The organism is Thiohalobacter thiocyanaticus (assembly GCF_003932505.1).
Taxonomy (GTDB): Bacteria; Pseudomonadota; Gammaproteobacteria; order Thiohalobacterales; family Thiohalobacteraceae; genus Thiohalobacter; species Thiohalobacter thiocyanaticus.
This window is the reverse complement of record NZ_QZMU01000001.1, coordinates 2,973,294-2,991,340: the sequence shown is the minus strand read 5'-3', so window position 1 is coordinate 2,991,340 and position 18,047 is coordinate 2,973,294. Positions and strand designations below refer to the sequence as shown.

General features: G+C 63.5%; 20 protein-coding genes and 2 tRNA genes. 16 read left to right on the top strand and 6 right to left on the bottom strand.

Features of this window, described 5'->3' with window-relative positions; all coding sequences use genetic code 11:
- Nucleotides 1-64: 64 nt before the first annotated feature.
- The 16 genes from D6C00_RS15540 to D6C00_RS13855 all read left to right on the top strand — a co-directional run bounded on the left by D6C00_RS15540 (nucleotide 65) and on the right by D6C00_RS13855 (nucleotide 13,822).
- Nucleotides 65-454 carry a hypothetical protein gene (locus tag D6C00_RS15540; protein WP_158675442.1) on the top strand — a complete coding sequence of 130 codons (390 nt, stop codon included), beginning with the start codon at nucleotides 65-67 and terminating at the stop codon, nucleotides 452-454.
- Nucleotides 399-1,337 carry a tyrosine-type recombinase/integrase gene (locus D6C00_RS13920; RefSeq protein WP_158675441.1) on the top strand — a complete coding sequence of 313 codons (939 nt, stop codon included), beginning with the start codon at nucleotides 399-401 and terminating at the stop codon, nucleotides 1,335-1,337. The genes D6C00_RS15540 and D6C00_RS13920 overlap by 56 nt, the downstream gene beginning before the upstream one ends.
- Entirely contained in the window at nucleotides 1,334-1,825 is a 492-nt protein-coding gene (locus D6C00_RS13915; RefSeq protein ID WP_125182256.1) for a hypothetical protein, read from the top strand. Before D6C00_RS13920 ends, D6C00_RS13915 begins: the two co-directional genes overlap by 4 nt.
- Before the next feature lie 90 nt (nucleotides 1,826-1,915).
- Complete coding sequence (locus D6C00_RS13910; protein ID WP_125182255.1) at nucleotides 1,916-2,131, top strand: helix-turn-helix transcriptional regulator; 216 nt, start codon at nucleotides 1,916-1,918, stop codon at nucleotides 2,129-2,131.
- Between the two features lie 3 nt (nucleotides 2,132-2,134).
- The gene (locus tag D6C00_RS15535) at nucleotides 2,135-2,299 is read left to right on the top strand and encodes a hypothetical protein (RefSeq protein ID WP_158675440.1); all 165 of its coding nucleotides are present in this window, start codon (nucleotides 2,135-2,137) and stop codon (nucleotides 2,297-2,299) included.
- Nucleotides 2,296-3,132, top strand: a complete 837-nt coding sequence (locus D6C00_RS13905) for a DUF7146 domain-containing protein (RefSeq protein WP_125182254.1) — start codon at nucleotides 2,296-2,298, stop codon at nucleotides 3,130-3,132. Before D6C00_RS15535 ends, D6C00_RS13905 begins: the two co-directional genes overlap by 4 nt.
- A complete protein-coding gene (locus D6C00_RS13900) occupies nucleotides 3,129-4,487 on the top strand; it encodes an AAA family ATPase (RefSeq protein WP_125182253.1) in 1,359 nt (452 codons plus the stop codon). The genes D6C00_RS13905 and D6C00_RS13900 overlap by 4 nt, the downstream gene beginning before the upstream one ends.
- A gap of 769 nt (nucleotides 4,488-5,256) precedes the next feature.
- On the top strand, nucleotides 5,257-5,532 hold the full coding sequence (locus D6C00_RS13895) for a hypothetical protein (protein ID WP_125182252.1): 276 nt from the start codon (nucleotides 5,257-5,259) through the stop codon (nucleotides 5,530-5,532).
- A 237-nt stretch (nucleotides 5,533-5,769) separates the two neighbouring features.
- Nucleotides 5,770-7,158, top strand: coding sequence for a phage major capsid protein (locus tag D6C00_RS13890; protein WP_158675439.1), 1,389 nt, complete (start codon nucleotides 5,770-5,772; stop codon nucleotides 7,156-7,158).
- 253 nt (nucleotides 7,159-7,411) lie between these two features.
- Complete coding sequence (locus D6C00_RS13885; protein WP_125182250.1) at nucleotides 7,412-7,789, top strand: terminase; 378 nt, start codon at nucleotides 7,412-7,414, stop codon at nucleotides 7,787-7,789.
- Nucleotides 7,790-7,836: 47 nt separating this feature from the next.
- Nucleotides 7,837-11,805 (top strand): phage tail tape measure protein, encoded by a 3,969-nt coding sequence (locus D6C00_RS13880; protein WP_125182249.1) that lies wholly within the window; start codon nucleotides 7,837-7,839, stop codon nucleotides 11,803-11,805.
- Nucleotides 11,806-11,810: 5 nt separating this feature from the next.
- The gene (locus tag D6C00_RS13875; protein WP_125182248.1) at nucleotides 11,811-12,062 is read left to right on the top strand and encodes a hypothetical protein; all 252 of its coding nucleotides are present in this window, start codon (nucleotides 11,811-11,813) and stop codon (nucleotides 12,060-12,062) included.
- 303 nt (nucleotides 12,063-12,365) lie between these two features.
- Nucleotides 12,366-12,698: a hypothetical protein gene (locus tag D6C00_RS13870; RefSeq protein WP_125182247.1), complete on the top strand. Its 333-nt coding sequence runs from the start codon at nucleotides 12,366-12,368 to the stop codon at nucleotides 12,696-12,698.
- Nucleotides 12,695-13,024 (top strand): hypothetical protein, encoded by a 330-nt coding sequence (locus D6C00_RS13865; protein ID WP_125182246.1) that lies wholly within the window; start codon nucleotides 12,695-12,697, stop codon nucleotides 13,022-13,024. Before D6C00_RS13870 ends, D6C00_RS13865 begins: the two co-directional genes overlap by 4 nt.
- A complete protein-coding gene (locus D6C00_RS13860; protein WP_125182245.1) occupies nucleotides 13,021-13,323 on the top strand; it encodes a hypothetical protein in 303 nt (100 codons plus the stop codon). The genes D6C00_RS13865 and D6C00_RS13860 overlap by 4 nt, the downstream gene beginning before the upstream one ends.
- Nucleotides 13,324-13,426: 103 nt before the next feature.
- A complete protein-coding gene (locus D6C00_RS13855; RefSeq protein ID WP_148098516.1) occupies nucleotides 13,427-13,822 on the top strand; it encodes a hypothetical protein in 396 nt (131 codons plus the stop codon).
- A 45-nt stretch (nucleotides 13,823-13,867) separates the two neighbouring features.
- On the opposite strand, the gene D6C00_RS13850 is transcribed toward D6C00_RS13855, so the two are convergent.
- The 6 genes from D6C00_RS13850 to D6C00_RS13825 form a co-directional block, all read right to left on the bottom strand.
- The gene (locus tag D6C00_RS13850) at nucleotides 13,868-14,167 is read right to left on the bottom strand and encodes a hypothetical protein (protein WP_125182243.1); all 300 of its coding nucleotides are present in this window, start codon (nucleotides 14,165-14,167) and stop codon (nucleotides 13,868-13,870) included.
- Nucleotides 14,168-14,449: 282 nt separating this feature from the next.
- Nucleotides 14,450-14,809, bottom strand: coding sequence for a hypothetical protein (locus D6C00_RS15615; protein WP_170165454.1), 360 nt, complete (start codon nucleotides 14,807-14,809; stop codon nucleotides 14,450-14,452).
- Between the two features lie 258 nt (nucleotides 14,810-15,067).
- Nucleotides 15,068-15,143, bottom strand: a tRNA-Glu gene (locus tag D6C00_RS13840).
- 11 nt (nucleotides 15,144-15,154) lie between these two features.
- A complete protein-coding gene (locus tag D6C00_RS13835) occupies nucleotides 15,155-15,352 on the bottom strand; it encodes a hypothetical protein (protein ID WP_125182241.1) in 198 nt (65 codons plus the stop codon).
- A 26-nt stretch (nucleotides 15,353-15,378) separates the two neighbouring features.
- Nucleotides 15,379-15,454 (bottom strand) — tRNA-Ala (locus D6C00_RS13830).
- Nucleotides 15,455-15,589: 135 nt separating this feature from the next.
- Nucleotides 15,590-18,028, bottom strand: coding sequence for a Lon protease family protein (locus D6C00_RS13825; protein WP_125182240.1), 2,439 nt, complete (start codon nucleotides 18,026-18,028; stop codon nucleotides 15,590-15,592).
- Between the last annotated feature and the right edge of the window lie 19 nt (nucleotides 18,029-18,047).

The window sequence follows — 18,047 nt, the reverse complement described above, 5'->3', positions numbered from 1 at the left end:
TTCGGTAACGGGCTGACACCGCCTTGCAGTGGCGCGAAACGATTCCGGGTAACGGGAGACAGACATGGCACGAACGAAGCGAGCACCATCATTGCAAAGCCGCGACGGTCGGCTACGGCTTCCCCCGAGCGACAACATCAACTGGCAAACCATCCATGAAGGGCTCGCCATCGGCTACCGTGCCGGCCGCCGTGGCGGCACCTGGTGGGCACGCCGACGCCACGGTAACCGGTACGTGAAAGCCCGCCTGGGCGTAGCTGACGACATCCAGGACGCCGACGGCATCACCGTCCTGGACTACAAGCAGGCCCACCGCAAGGCCCTGGAGCTCGCCGACGCCGAAACTGACCACGATGAGAAGCCGACCATTGCGAGCAGCTACACCGCTCGGGCAGGCCATGCAGGATTACCTGACCCACCACAAGGCGCACGGAAAGAGCGCCGACCGCAGTGAGCACACCATCAAAGCCCATATTCTGCCCACCTTTGAAAACCGCCCCGTGGAGGCCCTGTCGGCGCGTGAGATCCAGCGTTGGCAAAACAAGCTGATTACCGCCCCGATCCGCCAGCGCGGCAAGAAAGCCGTGCGCAAGGTGGACCCCGACAACCCCGACGCCATCCGCAAGCGCAAGGCTACCGCAAACCGCGTGCTGACCGTGCTCAAGGCCGGATTGAATCATGCCTACCATAACGGCGTGGTGAAGTCTGCGGACGCTTGGCGCCGTGTGAAGCCGTTTCGCGGCGTGGATGTCCCCAAGGTGCGGTATCTGTCCGAGGACGAATGCCGACGGCTGCTGAATGCCTGTGACGCCGATCTGCGGGCACTGGTGCGCGGCGCGCTGCAAACCGGCTGCCGATTCGGCGAGCTGGCCCGGATGCAGGCCAGTGACTTCAACCCCGACGGCGGGACCGTCACCGTCCGCGAGGCCAAAGGCGGGAAGGCCCGGCATGTACCGCTGACCGACGCGGGTATTCAGGCATTCGAGCTGCTGACCGCCGATCTGAAAGGCGATGATCTGATATTCACCCGCACCGATGGCGAGCCGTGGGGGAAAGACTATTACCAGCGCCCCCTGCGGGAAGCCTGCGGCCGTGCCAGCATTGATCCGCCGGCATCCTTCCACGTACTGCGGCACACCTATGGCAGCGCCCTGGCTTTGCGTGGCGTGCCCCTGCAAGTGATCGCCTATGCCCTGGGGCATTCAGACACCCGAATGACAGAACGCCACTATGCCCACCTGCAACCGTCCTATGCGGCCGAGACTATCCGCGCCCACCTGCCGAGCTATGGCGATGATAAGCCGGCCAAGGTCCGCAAACTGAGGAAGCAGGCATGACCGAACTTGAGGAAATCACACTCCTGTCCGCCATTGACCGGGCCAGCAAGGGGGACAAGGAAGCCGCGCAGCGGGCACTGAGGGCATTTGTGGATTCTGTTCGAGCGGGCGATACCCCGCACCCCGCCCTACTCGAATACCTGGCCGGCGGTTTCGTCAAGGGCCTGGCGAGCGGCGACATGGAACAAGCGCTGAATCTGAAATACAAGCAGGAAGGCAACCCTGGAGATTCCAAAAAAGCACAGCTCACCCTGTACATGGTGCGCGCTGTTGAGGCTGCAAAAGCCAGGCATGGAATCAGCTACGCTCCCTATCGAAACAAGTACGAAGTTGCCGCAGCTATGCTTGGCGAAAAGCCCAGCACCGTTAGATCACGCATGCGCGCGGACCGAATGAAATCAAGTGTCACGCATAGGGAGTCCATCGTTCACGACTACCTTGTCACCAACGTCTACTCATTTCTCAGGGGAGAGCACCCGTTGGACTAGGTGTGCAAAACGATTTAATTATGCACACTCATAACCCCTGAAATAATCGCATATCGTGTCTCCACGCTCACATAGACGTGGAGGCACAACATGCAGCAGCCCGATAAAATCCTACGCACCGCCGAGGTCATGCAGATGACCGGGATGTCCCGCTCAACCTTGTGGCGGGCCTATCGTCACGGCGACTTCCCCACGCCCATCCGGATCACCGATAAGTCCGTCGGATGGCGACTGTCCGACGTCCAGCGTTGGATTGCCGACCGGCCGGAAGCAGAGGCACGGCCCTGCATCAAGCGGGCGAGCTGAATCATGCGGTCCCCTTCCCCGGCACAGGTCCGCCAGGCCCTGAAAAACACCGCGCAGCAGCCGCGCAATAAGGCCTCCGAAGTCGAGCGCGCCCGCCGCAACGAACAGCAGCAGCCGACGCCTACCTACCTGCGAGCACTGGAACGGCTGTATCGAGGTCCGGCATGATCGACCTGTCCAACTACCTGCACCGCCAGCCGGGAACCTATCGGACCGCCTGCCCCGTCTGCGACCGAGGCCCCCGCGACACCGCCGCCGCGGTCACCGTGGAACCGAACGGCGGCGCGGTTTGGTACTGCCATCGGTGCGGCTCCACAGGCAGCACACGCGGCCAGGAGAGGCACCAGGCACCGCCACCGGCCCGGACTATCGAACCGCCCCGCGAGGGCCTGGACGAATGGGCCGCCCGGATCTGGAGCGAGACCCAGCCTATTACCGGGAACAGTACCGCCGGCCGGTATCTGCAAGCCCGCTGCTGCGAACTGCCGCCGCTGGATGCGGATCTGCGCTGGCATCCCGATTTGTGGCACCCGGCGGAGAAGAAAGCCGCCCCGGCGCTGGTGGCCCTGGTCACTGACACCCTGACCTGCAAGCCCCTGTCGATACACCGGACATGGATCAATCCTGCCGGCAGTAAGATATTCGACCCACCCCGCCTGCTGGCCCGGGGTCACAAGACGGCCGGCGGCGTCATTCGCCTGTGGCCGGATGAAGCCGTGACACACGGCCTGGCCCTGGCTGAGGGGATCGAGACCGGCCTCAGCGTGGCGAGTGTTCACCGTCCCATCTGGGCCGCCATCGATGCCGGCCACCTGGCCGCCTTCCCCGTGCTGGAGGGCATCGAAGCCCTGACCCTGTATGCCGACCGGGATCCGCACGGCAAAGGCGAACAGGCCGCCCGAGAGTGCGCGAGGCGCTGGGCGGCTGCAGGGCGGCAGGCAGCCGTGGCTCTGCCTCCCAAAGCAGGCGACTGGAATGACATCGCCAGGGAGGCCGCATGAGTAGCCCCCTGGCCGATGCCATGCAGGCCGGCATGGAGTACATCGAACCTGACGCTCGGGATAGCTCAGACGAAGCCCCGAGCTGGCCGCCCGCCCTTGATCTATCCGAGCTGGCAACGCGAGAGCCGGCGCCGCCGTCAATGATCATCCCGGATTGGCTGCCCTGCGGGTATGCCACCCTTCTGGCCGGGCATGGCGGCGTCAGCAAATCCTCAAACGCCCTTCACCTGGCCGCCTGCAGCGCGCTGGGAGAGCCGTTTTTCGGCTTAGAGGTACAACAGCGGCGAGTTCTATACCTGTCCTGCGAAGACCGCGAGAACGTGCTGCACTGGCGGCTGCGGCGGATCTGCACCTATCACGGCTGGGATATGGCCGGGTTATCCGGACAGCTCGATATCCTGGATCTGGTCGGCCATGACACCCTGCTGATGGCGCCGAATCCCTCCGTCGGGCTTTGCACGACTCACGCCTATTCCGTCTTGCGAGAACGCATCCGCACCACTGGCGCAGAGCTGCTTATCGTGGATGGGGTGGCCGATACCTTCGGGGGCAACGAGAACAGCCGGTCCGAGGTCAAGAAATTCGTGAACGCCCTGTTGGCGCTGATCCCCGAGGATACCGGCGCGGTCCTGCTGATCGCCCATGTGAACAAGCTCACGGCACAGGCCGGTGGCAATTCGGAGGGCTATTCAGGATCGACCGGCTGGCACAACTCAGTGCGAGCACGCTGGTATCTCTACCCCGAGACCGAACAGACCGACGAAGGCACAGCAAGCACAGGACGGCTGCGCCTGGACCTCCAGAAATCCAACCTGGGCCGCTCTGATCAATCCATCATCCTGGGCTGGGATGACACTGCCCAGCTGTTCACCGGCCATATCGAAAGCACCAGCGAATTCAGCCGGCGGCAGCAGGAACAGGAAGAGCAACAGGGCATCCTGTCTGCCATCCGAGAAGTGGCCTCAGCGGGCGATTATGTGCCGGCCGCAGTACAGGGCCCACGGACCGCCCATCACGTTCTATCCGCCACCGAAAGCCTGCCCGAAACCCTGCGCGGGAAGGCCGCGAGGCGTCGATTCTGGCGTCATGTCGAGTCCCTGCGTCGAATTGGCGAGATACGCGAGGGCAGTATTCGACGCGCAAACCGCCACACAGTCGCCACCTTGGAGCTGAAATCCGCAAAACACAACGGCTCAGGCGGTGCGCCGGATGCGTCAATTGAATATGACGCGGCCCCGAATAATCCGACGCAAGGCGCTACTGCGCCGAATGCGTCGTATTCGGCAGGGGGTTATAGGGGGTGCGCGCGCACACACGACCCCGAGGATTACCGGAGTACCCGCGATGGCGAGTGAGGCAGCCGAGACCCGAACCTACCGCCTCTCCCACCGGCTCACTGTCGAGATCACAGCCGGCCCGGGCGGGATGGTATGCGAATGGGATCCAGCCCGACCCGAGCGCCTGACGGGCAAGGAGCTCAAGGCATACCGCCGGGCTCGCCAGGAGGTGTTGCAGCGCCTGGCGGAGCGGACCGGGAGCAATGTCCTGGTGTTGGAGATGGAGGGGATGAACAGGAGGCGAGCAAATGGGTAAGCGTTGCGGCTACTGCCAACACCGCCGCGGCAGTCAATGCACACTGGCGGGCGCCTATGTCAGCCCGCGGACCGATGCGGCGATGTGCCGCGATTACGTTCGCCGGCCGACGATTGGCGAGATCCAAGCCCGACTGCGGCGGGAAGGACTGGCCGTGCATGTACTGCGCCTGGAGGAACAACCAGATGGGGCCCGTGTGGTCCAGCTGGCGGCAGGGCTCGAGGCCGAGGCCAGAACGCGAGTCTATGAGCTGGCCGGCATACGACTGGCTCCGGTGCAACCGGTGGCAGTGTCTGACCATGAGCAGGAACAGTCCCAAGCGGCACCGAAGCAACGGGCGGGAGGACAGGCGGCATGAGCAAAGGCCCTGACGACGAACCCCGCTCCCTGGAGCAGGGCCTGCTGACGTACTGCCGGGCTTGTCCGTGCGACGGTTGCGCCGGCTGGTCCGGATGCGCGTCGACCGGCTACGAGTGCCGGCCTTTTCGAGAGTGGGTCAAGACAGGCCCGAAACGACAGGAGACAACAGAAATGAGTGAGCAACCGGAGTTCCAAGCCGTCGACCTGAGCGGCGAAACGCCACCGGGAGTGTGCAGCGAGTGTGCCGCCGCCGGCATCGAACATCCCGTTGCGGGACTGCAAGCTGTTCACTGCCAGCATGAAAACGCGGCCGCCTGGCGTGTTGGTAATGGTCCGTGGCATACGCGAGAAGGCATGACGGCGGAACAATTGCGCGATGCTGTTGCGCGAGCGGTTATCGCGTCCCCGGCGAAACTTGTCCAGGCCATGACAGCGCAGCGGCATTGAGGGTTGACGTTCACATGGGCCATGGCATTATGAAGTCAGCAGCGGATGATGCCCGCTGCAACGGCAAACCGGGAAGCCCGAGTGCAACCCGACCTGCCGTCACCTGCGAGCCCTTATCGGCCGAGCTTCGATATCTGGCACGCGGCTGCATCGACCGAACCCGAACCGGGTCGGATGCCGCGTGCCTGTCACCATCTCCCGCCGCGGCCTCCGATCCAGACAGATTGGAGGTACAAAGTGAACATTAAATCCCTGATTCAGCAGCGCAACGAAGTTGTGGCCCGCGCAACGGCTATCCTGGATACCGCCGACGCAGACGACCGCGAACTGACTACCGACGAACAGCGCGAATACGATGCTGCGGTCTCGAAAACCCAGGAGATCAACCAGCAGATCGAAGCCGAGCGAGCCAAGCCGCAGTCGCCCCGCTTCGAGGATGGCGCCGTTCCCGTACACCTGGTCCAGCAGGACGGCGACCGGCCGATCTTCCAGCGCACTCAGCCCAGCGCCGAACCGCCGGGGGACGCGGGCACCCCCCGCATCGAGGCAGCCATGCCACGTGTCTCGCTCAAGTCCTTCAGCAACAACCTCCAGGGCCGGAATGCAGCTTATGCCGCTGGCCAGTGGCTCAAGGCCACGCTGCTGCAGGACAGCCAGGCCTATACGTGGTGCCAGTCTCATGGCCTGCACCCGGACATCATGGCGGCATCCGGAACCTCTCCCAATACAGCAGGCGGCGCCCTGGTCCCGACCGAGCTCGATAACGCCATCATCGACCTGCGCGAGCAGTATGGGTTGGCGCGCCGTATCATGCGTGTGCTGCCCATGACCTCGAACGCGGTGGATATTCCTCGCTCGACTGGGAAGCTCGCTGCTCATTTCGTCGGCGAGAACAGCTCTGGCACTGAATCTGACGCCAGCTGGGACAATGTGCAGCTGAATGCCAAGAAGCTGATGGTGCTGACCCGGATGAGTTCCGAGATCAGCGAGGATGCCATCATTACGCTGGCTGACTGGTTCGCGAGTGACATCGCTTATGCCTTCGCCCTGAAGGAGGACGAATGCGCGTTCCTGGGTGACGGCACCAGCACCTACGGCGGCATGACCGGCGCGCTGGTCAAGGCGGTCGACGGCAGCCACGGCAAGGCCAAGGTGCAGGCCGCCTCCGGTCACGACACCCTGGGCGAGATCGACTCGGATGATCTGATCAAGCTGATGGCGGTCGTGCCGAAGTACGCCAAGCCCGGCTCTCGCTGGTACTGCTCCCCGACGGCCGAGGAACTGGTGTTCAACGCCATCAAGGTCGGCGCCGGCGGCAACACCCGCAACACCCTGGGTGATTCCGACATGCCGATGTTCCTGGGCTATCCCATCGAGGTCACCGACCTGATGGCCGACGACGCGGCGGCTACTTACAACGATTCCGTGATGGTCGCCTTCGGCAACCTGGAGCAGGCCGCTACGCTCGGTGATCGTCGCGGGATCCGGGTTCAGTCGACGGCGGACAAATACTGGGAAGAAGACCAGATCGGCGTCAAGGGCACCGAGCGTTTCGACATCAATGTCCACGACCTCGGCTCTGACAGCCGGAAGTCGCCCTTTGCGGTTCTGGTCGGCCAGAGCTGAGCATAACCCTACCCGCTCCGGCGGGCGGGCTTTCCGGGGGTTCCTTCGCCCCTGGCGGACAAGTCGTGAGTGTCCGAAAAAACCGCGACCGCCGGCGGCAGCCTCACACTGCGCGGCCGGCATTTATTCAATTGAATCAAGGGGTAAGGGGGGATCAAATCCCCATGACCTGGCCTCTAGGGACCGTGGGTGGTCTCAGCTTTTTACGGCAACAACTGAAAATCCCCGGATTACAGCAGTATAGGAGGCCGATATGGGCCGCAGAACCGCAACGCAAATCCTCGAGATGCGCGGATCATTCAAGGCGAACCCCCAGCGAGCCAGGCCGAAGGAGCCGAAAGCGTCCAGGCCATTCCGCAAGGCCGCTCCCCGGCATTTGACCGAGGCGCAGCGCCGATGCTGGAAAGAGATTGTGCAGCGATGCCCGGCCGGCGTGCTGACGAATGCCGACGAACACCAGGTTGAGCTGGTGGCCGTCCTGCTGGCTGAGTTCCGCGCCGACTCTGAAGCGATGCCGACGACCCGGCTGACGCTGTTGGGTCGCTACCTGGACAAACTGGGTCTATCTCCCAGCGGCAGGGCGTCTCTCACTGTCGGGCAGCCGAAGGGTAACGACTTTGATGATGTTTGACATTGGTTTTCACTCAAGTAGATTAAATCCTAACAGGGGTTAAACGAATGGCTGATCTGGCAGAACTCGCGCTGGTTGTTCGATCCGATCAGGTCGAGCGCGGCAGCCGCCGTCTGGAACAATTCACCCGTGCCGGCAGCCGTGCCGAGCGCGGCACCCGCCGCATCACTTCCGCCACCGAGCGCCTTGAGCGCAACGTCTCCCGCACCCTGGGTCCCCTTCGTGCCATGACCGGCCTGCTGGCCGGCATCGGCGTGAGCGTGGGGCTGGGTAGCATCATCCGCGAGTTCGCCGCCTTCGAGCAGGGCCTGATCGGCATCGGCAAGACCGCCGATCTGACCGGCCGTGACCTGGAGGAAATGGGCAACCGCGTCCAGGAAATCGCCCGCCGCGTCCCCGTGGCCACCACCGAGCTGCTGTCGATCGGCCAGGCCGCCGGCCAGTTGGGCGTGAAGGGCGTGGACAACATCGCCCGGTTCACCGAGACGGTGGGTAAGCTGGGGCTGGCCTCCGATCTCTCCGGCGAGCAGGCCGCGACCTCACTGGCCCGGATCCTGACCGTCACCGGCACTGCGGTGAGCGATGTCGACCGGCTCGGCTCGACCGTGGTCCAGCTCGGCAATAACTTCGCCGCCACCGAATCCGAGATTGCGTCCGCCGCGACCCGTATCGCGCAGTCCACTGCACAGTTCCAGACCACCGCCTCTGAGGTTGCCGGTATCGGGGCGGCCCTGCGCGCGGTGGGTGTTGAGGCCGAAGCCGGCGGCACTGTCATTGGCAGGGCGTTCCAGTCGATCAATGACGCGGTGCGGCAAGGCGGACAGGAGCTGGACCAGTTCCAGAAGATCACGGGCCTGACCTCTGACCAGTTGCAGGACCTGTTCACCGAATCCCCGACGCAGGCGTTCCAGGCGTTCGTCGAGGGGCTGGGGCGTATCCAGGAGTCCGGCGGCGATGTCACCTCCGCCCTGTCCTCTGTGGGCTTGGAGGGCGTGCGCGTGGTCCAGGTGCTGGGCACCCTGGCGACCCGCTCCGATGTGCTCTTTGAAGCACTGCAGAAAGCGAACGAGGAATGGGAACGAAACACGGCACTCAATGAGGAAGCCGAGAAAGCGGCATCTGCGCTCAATGCCCAGCTGGATCTACTCGGAAACGCTGCCAGCGAGGCGGCTACAGCCTTCGGCACAATGATCGAGCCGGATGTCACTGCTTCAGTGAGAGCTGCCACAGAGGCTCTGAATGCCTTAGCCAGAAACATGGATACCTTGGCGACTGTGGCCGGTGTGGTCGGTATCGCCATTGGCAGCCGACTTACCGCCGCCGTGGCCTCATCCACTGCGGGCTTTGTTCGCAACCAGGCCGCCGCCGTGGCCAATGCTCGCGCCCTCGCAGAGCAGAGCGCCTTCAACCTGCAGGCCGCCCGCTCCCAGCTTGTCATGGCGCGCAACATGGAACTCGGCACTGGCAGCATGGTCAGGCAGCAGGCCGCCGTGCGGAATCTGGCCGTGGCCTGGGCCGCTCACCAGACCAACTTGCAGCGCGCCTCTGTCACCGCCCGCGCCGCCGCCGCCTCCATGACCGTGCTCAATCGGGCCATGGCCTTCCTGGGCGGCCCGCTGGGTGTCGCCATTACCGGCGTTGCCACGGCCATGTTCCTGTTCCGGGACAGTGCCGAAGCGGCAGCGGTCGAGACAGAGAGCCTGGCTGAGCGTGTTGACCGGCTGACCGGCAGCATGCGGGACCTGCGCCGTGAACAGCTGGAGTCGCTGGCGTCTGACATCCAGAGCGAAATGGCCGGCATTGCCGAGACGATCCAGCAGCAGCAGGAGCGCCTGGAGCGGATTTCCAAGACCAACACCCAGCCGGTCATCACGGGCGCGATCAATGAAATCAAGGCGCTGGGCAGTGAGTACGGCGGACTGCTTGAGCAGCTGCAGCGTGTTCAGGCTGAACTGGACAAGCTCGACAAGCAGAACAAGAAGGCCGGCGGATCGACTGACGATCTCGGGGACAGCGCGAAGAAGGCGGCCAACGAACTCCAGAGCCTCATGGACCGCCTGTTCCCGCTCCAGGCCCGAGCCCAGCAGTTTGCCGAGGAGCGCAACCAGCTGCTGGCCGCCGGCTTCGGCGAGAGCAGCGAGGCTGTCCAGCGGCTGGAGGAGGAGTTCGCCAACGCCACGGGCGGCAACCGGACCTTGAGCGATTCGGTCAAGAAGACGGCCGAGGAGACCAAGAATCTGGGCAAGGAAGGCGAGCAGGTCGCGCAGATCTTCGAAGACACCGCCAGCGGCATCCAGCGCGCCTTCGCCAGCACCTTCCGCGACATCTTCGACGAGGGGCTGGACGGCTTCGACGATCTCGGCGACCGCATGCTGGACGTGTTCAAGGACATGCTGGCGCAGATGGCGACGCTGGCCATCGCAGAGCCGATCATCGTGCCGGTGGTCCAGCAGATGGGCCGGGGCATGGGGCTGGGCCAGAATCAGATCAGCCAGGTCACGGGGCAGCTCGGGGGTGGTGGGCTCAACATCCCCGGCGCCGGCTTGCTGGGGGACACCTTCGGCACGGCTGCCGGCAACTTCCTGCCGGCGTTCGGTGTCACCAGTCTAGCCGGAAACGCCCTCGGGCTTGGCGACAGCACAACGACCGGCGCGGCGCTCGGTGCTGGGCTCGGTGCGGCCGTCCCAGGGTTTGGTGCCGGCGCCGGCGGCCTGATGAGCCTGTCCGGTCTACTCGGGCCGGCCGGCATCATCGGCCTTGCGGTAGGCGCACTGGCCGGCAGCATCTTCGACGGCGGCAAGACGAAGCTCGGCTTCGAGACCACCGGCGGCCCGCCGACCAAGGGCGCGCGTTCCTTCGAGACCCCGTTCGGCACCATCAACCCGACCCGTGGCCGCAACCTCAACACCAGCGACATCCTCAGTCAGCTGGCATCCGTGGACGAGCAGCTGGCCTCGCTGCTCTCGCCGGAGCAGATCAGTCGCGTCGGCAGCGGGATTCAGGGCACCAGCCAGTTCATCAGCCGCTCCAGCTTCGAGGGCAAGGATGCGTTCAGCATCTTCGAGACCCGCCTGACGCGCATCATCGACAGCCTGAGCGGCAACCGGCAGGCATCGCGCCTGCTGGATTCCGTGCCGCGCGGCGGCGACAACATCGACGACCTGGTGAGCCGTGCCCAGCAGGTCGTGCAGATGATCACCCAGATCCAGGGCCTGGAGGCCGAGCCGCTGAATGAGGCCGAGCAGGCCATCCAGCAGCTGAACCGCCAGTTCGATGAATTGGCTAATGCGGCCGATCAGCTGGGCTTCGGCATGGCCACGGTCGAGCGCCGCCGGCAGGAGGAGCTGCGCCGGCTGACCACGGACTTCAACCGCAGTATCTCGCAGCAGATCCTGGCCATCACCGACCCGCTGGAGCTGGCCCTGCAGCAGCAGGAGGAGGCCGCACAGCGGCGACTGGAGAATGCCCGGACCCTTGGGGCGGATCTGGCCGAAGTCGAGCGCCTCAGCGCCCTGGAGCGGCAGCAGATCATCGAGCGGTTCGGCGACAACACCGCCAGCAAGCTGCAGCAGGACCTGGAGCGGGCGAACACATCCATCGAGCGTTTCCTGACTGACCTGACGAGCGGCAGCCGGTCTCCGCTGTCGCCCACGGCCCGGCTGTCCAATGCCGAATCCGAGTTCGAGCGGCTGCTACAGCAGGCCCGGGGCGGCGACGTTGAGGCCCGCCAAGACATCACCCGCGCGGCAGACAACCTGCTCCAGGCCAGCCGCGATGTGTTCGGCTCGACCGAGCAGTTCTTCCAGCGGTTCGACTTCATCCAGGCCACGCTCAGCAACCTGGTCGGCCAGGGCGGCGACAGCTCGCAGGCCACGCTGGAGAACATCGGCGTGACGATCAGCCAGGGGAATGCAGAAATGGCCTTTCTCACGAAGGAATTGATCAGTGAGGTCAAAGAGCTGAGGAGTGTCGTGGCTGATCAGCAGGAAACCATCACGAGGCTGGCAGCGGCATGACTTCGATGATCACAAATCTCGCCACTAAGCGACTAGAAGACGAGGGCCGGCGGGTTCAGGCCAAGGTTGAACAAATCTATGCCGAGGCCGAGTGTCTGAAGGAATTCATTGATCGGCATGCGGACACTGAAACGGATGCCACCTTGTCTGTTGTCCGCGCTGGTGTGCAGGACCTTCTGGAGTATGCACGGACGCTGCTGAACGAATACCAGGAAATGCGCGATAACGTCATGAACTTGAACCACAGGGACGACTAGCCTCCGTCCAGTTGTTCATCCGAGGCGCAGGCAGAACGGATAGGAAAACGGAAACAGAAACCCTTGACATCGTAATGAGCCTGGGAGTAGCTTTAGCACTACGGGGCTTAGCAACCCCAAGCATAGGCGGACACCGCACCCGACAGTCTCGCGGTTTTTTTGTGCCCGATAGGGCCATTCCTGCCTGTTATGTCGGGCGCCCAGGGAAATACAAGAGCCGAAAGGTAAATACTCTGGGCGGCACCTATGCGCCGTTGCTAAGCGCCCGGCTTCCTTAATTAGCAAAAGCATAGGAGACACACCATGAACGATCAGCAATCCTTCCAGGGCATCGAGCCCAGCAATTACGCCGAACCCTTCCGCGAACTGATCTACGCAGCGGGTAAGCTCAACGGCTTCAAGAGCGGAGATTCGCAGTTGACCCGTGAATCCTTGGCAAACATCAGAAGCATCAAGCAGCGGACAATCGAGGCCATCGATGGTATATCCTGGCTGCAGCAGCAGGCCGAGGACGGCCACGATGCAGTTGCGTGGTCCAAGGCCCCCATGGAACTGCTGACGGACTTGCTCCGTGACATGGATACGCTTGAGCGCCGTATCGTGGACAGCATGATTGTAGGAGGGAGCGCATCATGAGTACCGAAAGAGAAACCAAGACCGTATCCCGTGACCATGCCCTGCTGGCCTTGTGTGAAGCTGTTTCACGCATGAACGCCGCACTGTATCAGGCCGCGCAGGAGCCTGATGACGGAATAGGCGAACAATTCGAAGTCCGCGACATGGTTGTAGAAGCGGGGAACAATGCGGCTGCTGTGGCGCTAGAGATCTTATCGGACTTAAACATCCCCGGTCTTGACCGTGACCCGGATCTAACGCGTAAGGGCTGTTACAAAGACTGGTTGGCATGGCTGAACGACTCCGGGCCTGCCGTTAAGGTTGAGGATCAGGAGGGCACAGCATGAATGAGCAACTACGCGGGCATTGCGTCAAGGTTGATGAAGCCTCTAGTTTCTTCGATCTCACTAACGCCGTAAGCATGGAGCTGGAGCAGGCCAGACAGACGCTGTTGGTCCTGACCGGAAACGACGACTTCGCTTCGATGAGCAAGCAGGCCGTTTCCGCGCTCCTGTGGTCGATCTCGAACAATATCGAGAGAGCTGATGCGCTTGGGGATAGGCTGGCACGTATCGGCACAGACCTGTCTGAAGGCGATTACGGGAAAGGAGACAGCCCCGCTGATGGGGCACAAGCAACCCAGTAATCCCGATCCCTTTCATCCTGCACCTGCCCCGCCCCTGTGGCGGGGCTATAATTTCCCTCCCTGTCCCGCTATGGTTGAGCAGGGCACCGCCAAGGGCAGTCTCATGGCAACAGATAACCCGATTCGAGAACTCGAACAGGTCATGCAACGTTGGGCCACTTGGGCGGCGGCGCGTGACGATGGCGGCCTGGGCTATGCTGCCCGCACCACCCTGGGCCGGGTCATGGATGAAGGCATTACCGGCGCGGCTATCCGGAATCAGTACCACAGCTACAGCCACGATGCCCCGCTTGAGGAAACTATCGAACGCAGCGTCAGCCAGTGTCCTGAGCACCTGCGCGAAGTGGTGGTAAAGCACTACCTTGACCGAGGCACAGTGACACAGAAGGCAAAGGATCTGCGCGTCTCGCTGGGCAAATACTACAGCCTTCTGAATAACGGCCAGTATTGGCTGCATGGGCAGCTGACGGTGGTCGGGATCCTGCCTCTGAATACCTGACAGTCGGCCCGTATCAGCCCTGGGGCCTTGCTGCGGCCAGCCAGATTACAGCCCAAGAAGGATTGAATGCAGGGTCCTGATCTTTTCGGCTACCTCTTCCACCTCCTGATCTGACATCTCCATTAGGGAGTCCGCCACCAGGTCGCGGGATCCTCTATCACTGGCGGTACACGTCATTCGTGAGTGAACGTGGTCGAAGAGTTCCTGGCAGCCCTCCGGGAGTTCCGTACGGTGCACGAGCATGAGGTGGTAGACGAAGGCGTCATGGAGTCTCAATCTGAGCGGTCCATTGCCATCAGCAAGGATCTTACAGGCAGCAGAAAGCCTGTCTTTGGCAGTCGACATTTTGCGGGTTTCCTTCTTTTCTTCTTGGTTCTTGTGAAGGAAATTTTACCCCGATGGCGCACGCCTATCCACTCGGCTTGCACATCACATTGTCGATGAAACACCTACAGATTGAATCGCTTTTGGTGAATCTTCCCGGGTGTAGTAGCCCACCGGGTAGCCTTCCCAACCCTCTGCCGAGACAGGCTGCAGAAGCGCCTGCAGCTGCTCAGGCTTCGCTCCAGGATCCAGCCATGGCCCCCCATCCCTCTGTCGGCAGGACGGAGGGTTCGGCAACCCGACTCAGTAGGTCATCGACAGCAGCTTCTGGTAGGTCTTGCTGTCCGTGGTCGCCAGGAACCGGCGGCCATCCTTGAGCGAGCAGGAGACAGTGACCTGCTTGCCATTACCGCCGATCAGCAGGCCACCGATGGCCCCGACCGGCCCTAGCAGCACAGCGCCCGCGACACCGCCTCCCAGGGTGCCGACGACGCGCTTCTTGTTCTGCTCGGTCACCAGCTCCAGCGACGCGATCTCCTCCTGGAGATTCAGGCTCTCGCCCTTGAACGGATGATCGGGCGTGCTGGGATTGGACAGGATGCCGAAGTGCAGCGCCCATGCGCCCTGCGGCAGGTCACCGGCGATGATTTTCATTTTTGCCATGGCTGAGTCCTCCTGTGGGTCGTTTCGATTCTATCCCGAGGAACAGGAAGCCGACGAGAGACAGGCGGAGGCGGCGGGCAAGTCTGATTTGTGGGCTGACAAGACAACGCCGCCCGGAGGCGGCGCTGTGGCCCTGGCGGCAGGCGCGCATGAGGGCGGCCGTGCGGGGGGGGGCGATGCTGGCGGTGAACATGTTACCCGGAAATTACCCGGAACCTCGTCAATCCTTTGGCTTCCGTAGTAACTCCCTGATTTATATGGCGTCCCCAAGGGGAGTCGAACCCCTGTCGCCGCCGTGAAAGGGCGGTGTCCTAGGCCTCTAGACGATGGGGACGGAACTTGGTGCTAGTTGCCGTCTGCCGGCCGGTGCAGCTGGGTGATGACGATCCCGCTCAGCAGTCCGGCAAAGCCGAGTGGGACCAGAGTCAGCAACCGTACGGCGTTGCTGTCGGCATCCATGAACAGGGCGGTGAAGCCCCCGATCAGTCCGACCATGACCAGGACGGCGCCCAGCCAGGCCAGGAAGCGGCCGAATCGGTGCATGGTTTGCTGAGACCACTCGTGGTGTTTGGTGGAGCTAGGCGGGATCGAACCGCCGACCTCCTGCATGCCATGCAGGCGCTCTCCCAGCTGAGCTATAGCCCCGAAAACGAAGCGCGAACTTTACGCCAGCGCCGGCGGGGTGTCAATACTGGGGCGGTCCGAATGGCGCTTGAATCAGACACTTCATCCCCTCACCCCAACCCCTCTCCCCGGCGGGGAGAGGGGCTTTCCACGGGATCAGCCGTTGTCGGAACCGGAGGGGAGGCTTGGAACCTCGGGCTCGGGTTCGTCCTTGTGCTGGCCGAAGGCCTGGCGGATGGCGACGAACTCGGCCAGGCGTTCCTGGATGGCGCGGTTCACACTGTCCTCGGTGAACAGCCCGCTGTCGTCGGCCGTGCCGGCGGGCAGGCCCGTGAGCAGTTCCAGGGCGGCATCCACATGCGCGACCGGATAGACAGCGAACTCGCCGCGCTTGGCCGCCGCCACCACTTCCGGCTTGAGCATCAGGTGTGCCACGTTGCTGGCCGGGATGATCACGCCCTGGCGGCCGGTCAGGCCGCGGGCCAGGCACAGGTCAAAGAAGCCCTCGATCTTCTCGTTCACCGCGCCGATGGCCTGAACGTTACCGTACTGGTCCACCGAACCGGTCAGGGCCAGGTCCTGGCGCAGACCGAGCCGGGCCAGCGATGACAGCAGCGCGCACAGTTCAGCCAATGATGCGCTGTCGCCCTCGATGCCGCCATAGGACTGCTCGAAGGCCAGGCTGGCAGTAAGCGACAGGGGCTGCTCGGGCAGGAAACGCATGCCCACATAACTGGACAGGATGAATACACCCTTGGAGTGAATCGGGCCGCTGAGTTCGACCTCGCGCTCGATATTCACCACCTCGCCCTCGCCCAGACGGGTCACGGCGGTGATGCGCACCGGCAGGCTGAAGCGGAAGTTGCCCGGTTCCAGCACGGTCAGGCCGTTGACCTGACCGGTCACGCTGCCGTCGGTGTCGATGTGCACCACGCCCTTGCGGATCTCGTCGAGCATGCGGTCGCGCAGCCGGGCCACCCGCTCGATGCGGGCGGTGATGGCCGTACGCACATCTTCGGCACTGACGGTCGCCGCACTGCGCCGGGTGGTCCGGTAGGCGGCCTCCTGCATCAGGTCGGCGATGCTGCGCATGTGCATGGACAGGCGCGTGTGATCGGCGGACTCGCGCGCGCTGTAGTCGATCACCGCCGCCACGGCCTCGCGCTCGAAGGGGGCCAGCTGGTGCTTGCGCGCCAGGGTGGCGATCAGGCGGGCGAACAGCTCGTGATTCTCCGGGCTGCGTTCGATGTCGTCCTCGAAATCGGCCGCCACCTTGAACAGCTCCCCGAAGTCGGGATCGTATTCATACAGCAGGTAGTACAGCAGCCGATCGCCCAGCAGCACGATCTTGAGGTTCATCGGCACCGGCTCGGGCTCCAGCGAGACGGTGCTGATCAGACTCAGCGACTGGCCCAGGGACTCCAGCTTCAGCTCGTGGGATTCCAGCACCCGTTTCAGGTTTTCCCAGGCGAAGGGCTGGAGCAGCAGCCGGCGGGCGTCGATGATGAGATAGCCGCCGTTGGCCCGGTGCAGGTCCCCGGCGCGGATCAGGGTGAAATCCGTCATCAAGGCGCCCATCTGTGAAACGTGCTCGATGCGCCCGAACAGCTGCGCATAGGTGGGATTGTCGGCATAGATCACCGGCGCGCCCTGCCCGTCCTCGTGCTCGACCAGCAGGTTCACGCCGTAGCGCTTGAGCGGGCCGTGCATGAACTCCTCCGGCGTCATGGGCCCGTCCTCCTGGCGCAGGAACAGGCCGACGTTCTCGATCACGTCCTGCTCGACCGCGTCCAGGTGCGCCCGGATGGCGGGAAACGTTTTGTAATCGTTGCGCAGGGAGTCGATGTAGCCGCCCACCGCCTGGCGGGTGAACTCGTAGTTGAGCTGGCGGATGCGCTCGCGCCGCTCGCGGCGCCATTGCGGAATGCTGCTCTGCAGCAGGTCCTGCAGTTCCAGCTCCAGCCCCCGGATCAGCTCTTCGATGCGCTGCTGTTCGTCCCGGGGCAGTTTGGAGAAACCCTCGGCATCAAGGACCTTGCCCTCATGGATGGGGGCGAAGGTGAACTCGCCCGGACGCTGGATCAGCTTGACCTGCTGCGCCTCGCAGCGTTCTGCGAAGTCGCGCATGGCCTGCTGCTCGCGCTGATCGAACTCGTCCTCGATGCGTTTGAGCGCATGCTGGTATTGCTCGCTCTCGAAGGCCGAGGGCAGGGCCCCGCGCAGCTCTTCCAGCAGATGCAGCATCTCGCGGCGGAAGCGCGCGCCCATGCCGGCCGGCAGCCGGATCAGCCGCGGCTGGTAGCTGTCGGTGAAATTGTTGACATAGCAGATATCCGGCGGCGCGGGCGCGGTGGCCGCCGCTTCGTGCAGGAAATTGCGTACCGCGGTCTGCTTGCCCACGCCGGGCGGGCCCAGCACGAACAGGTTGTAACCGTGGTTGTCGATGCCCACGCCGAAGCGGATCGCCTCCAGCGCCCGCGTCTGGCCGACCATCCCGCTCAGCGGCTCCAGCTCATCCGTGGTGCGGAAGTCGAACTGCTGCGGATCACACAGGGCACGCAACTGTGCGGCCGGCAGGGGTGTCGGGTGGGTCATGGCGGATCCGTGGTATTGA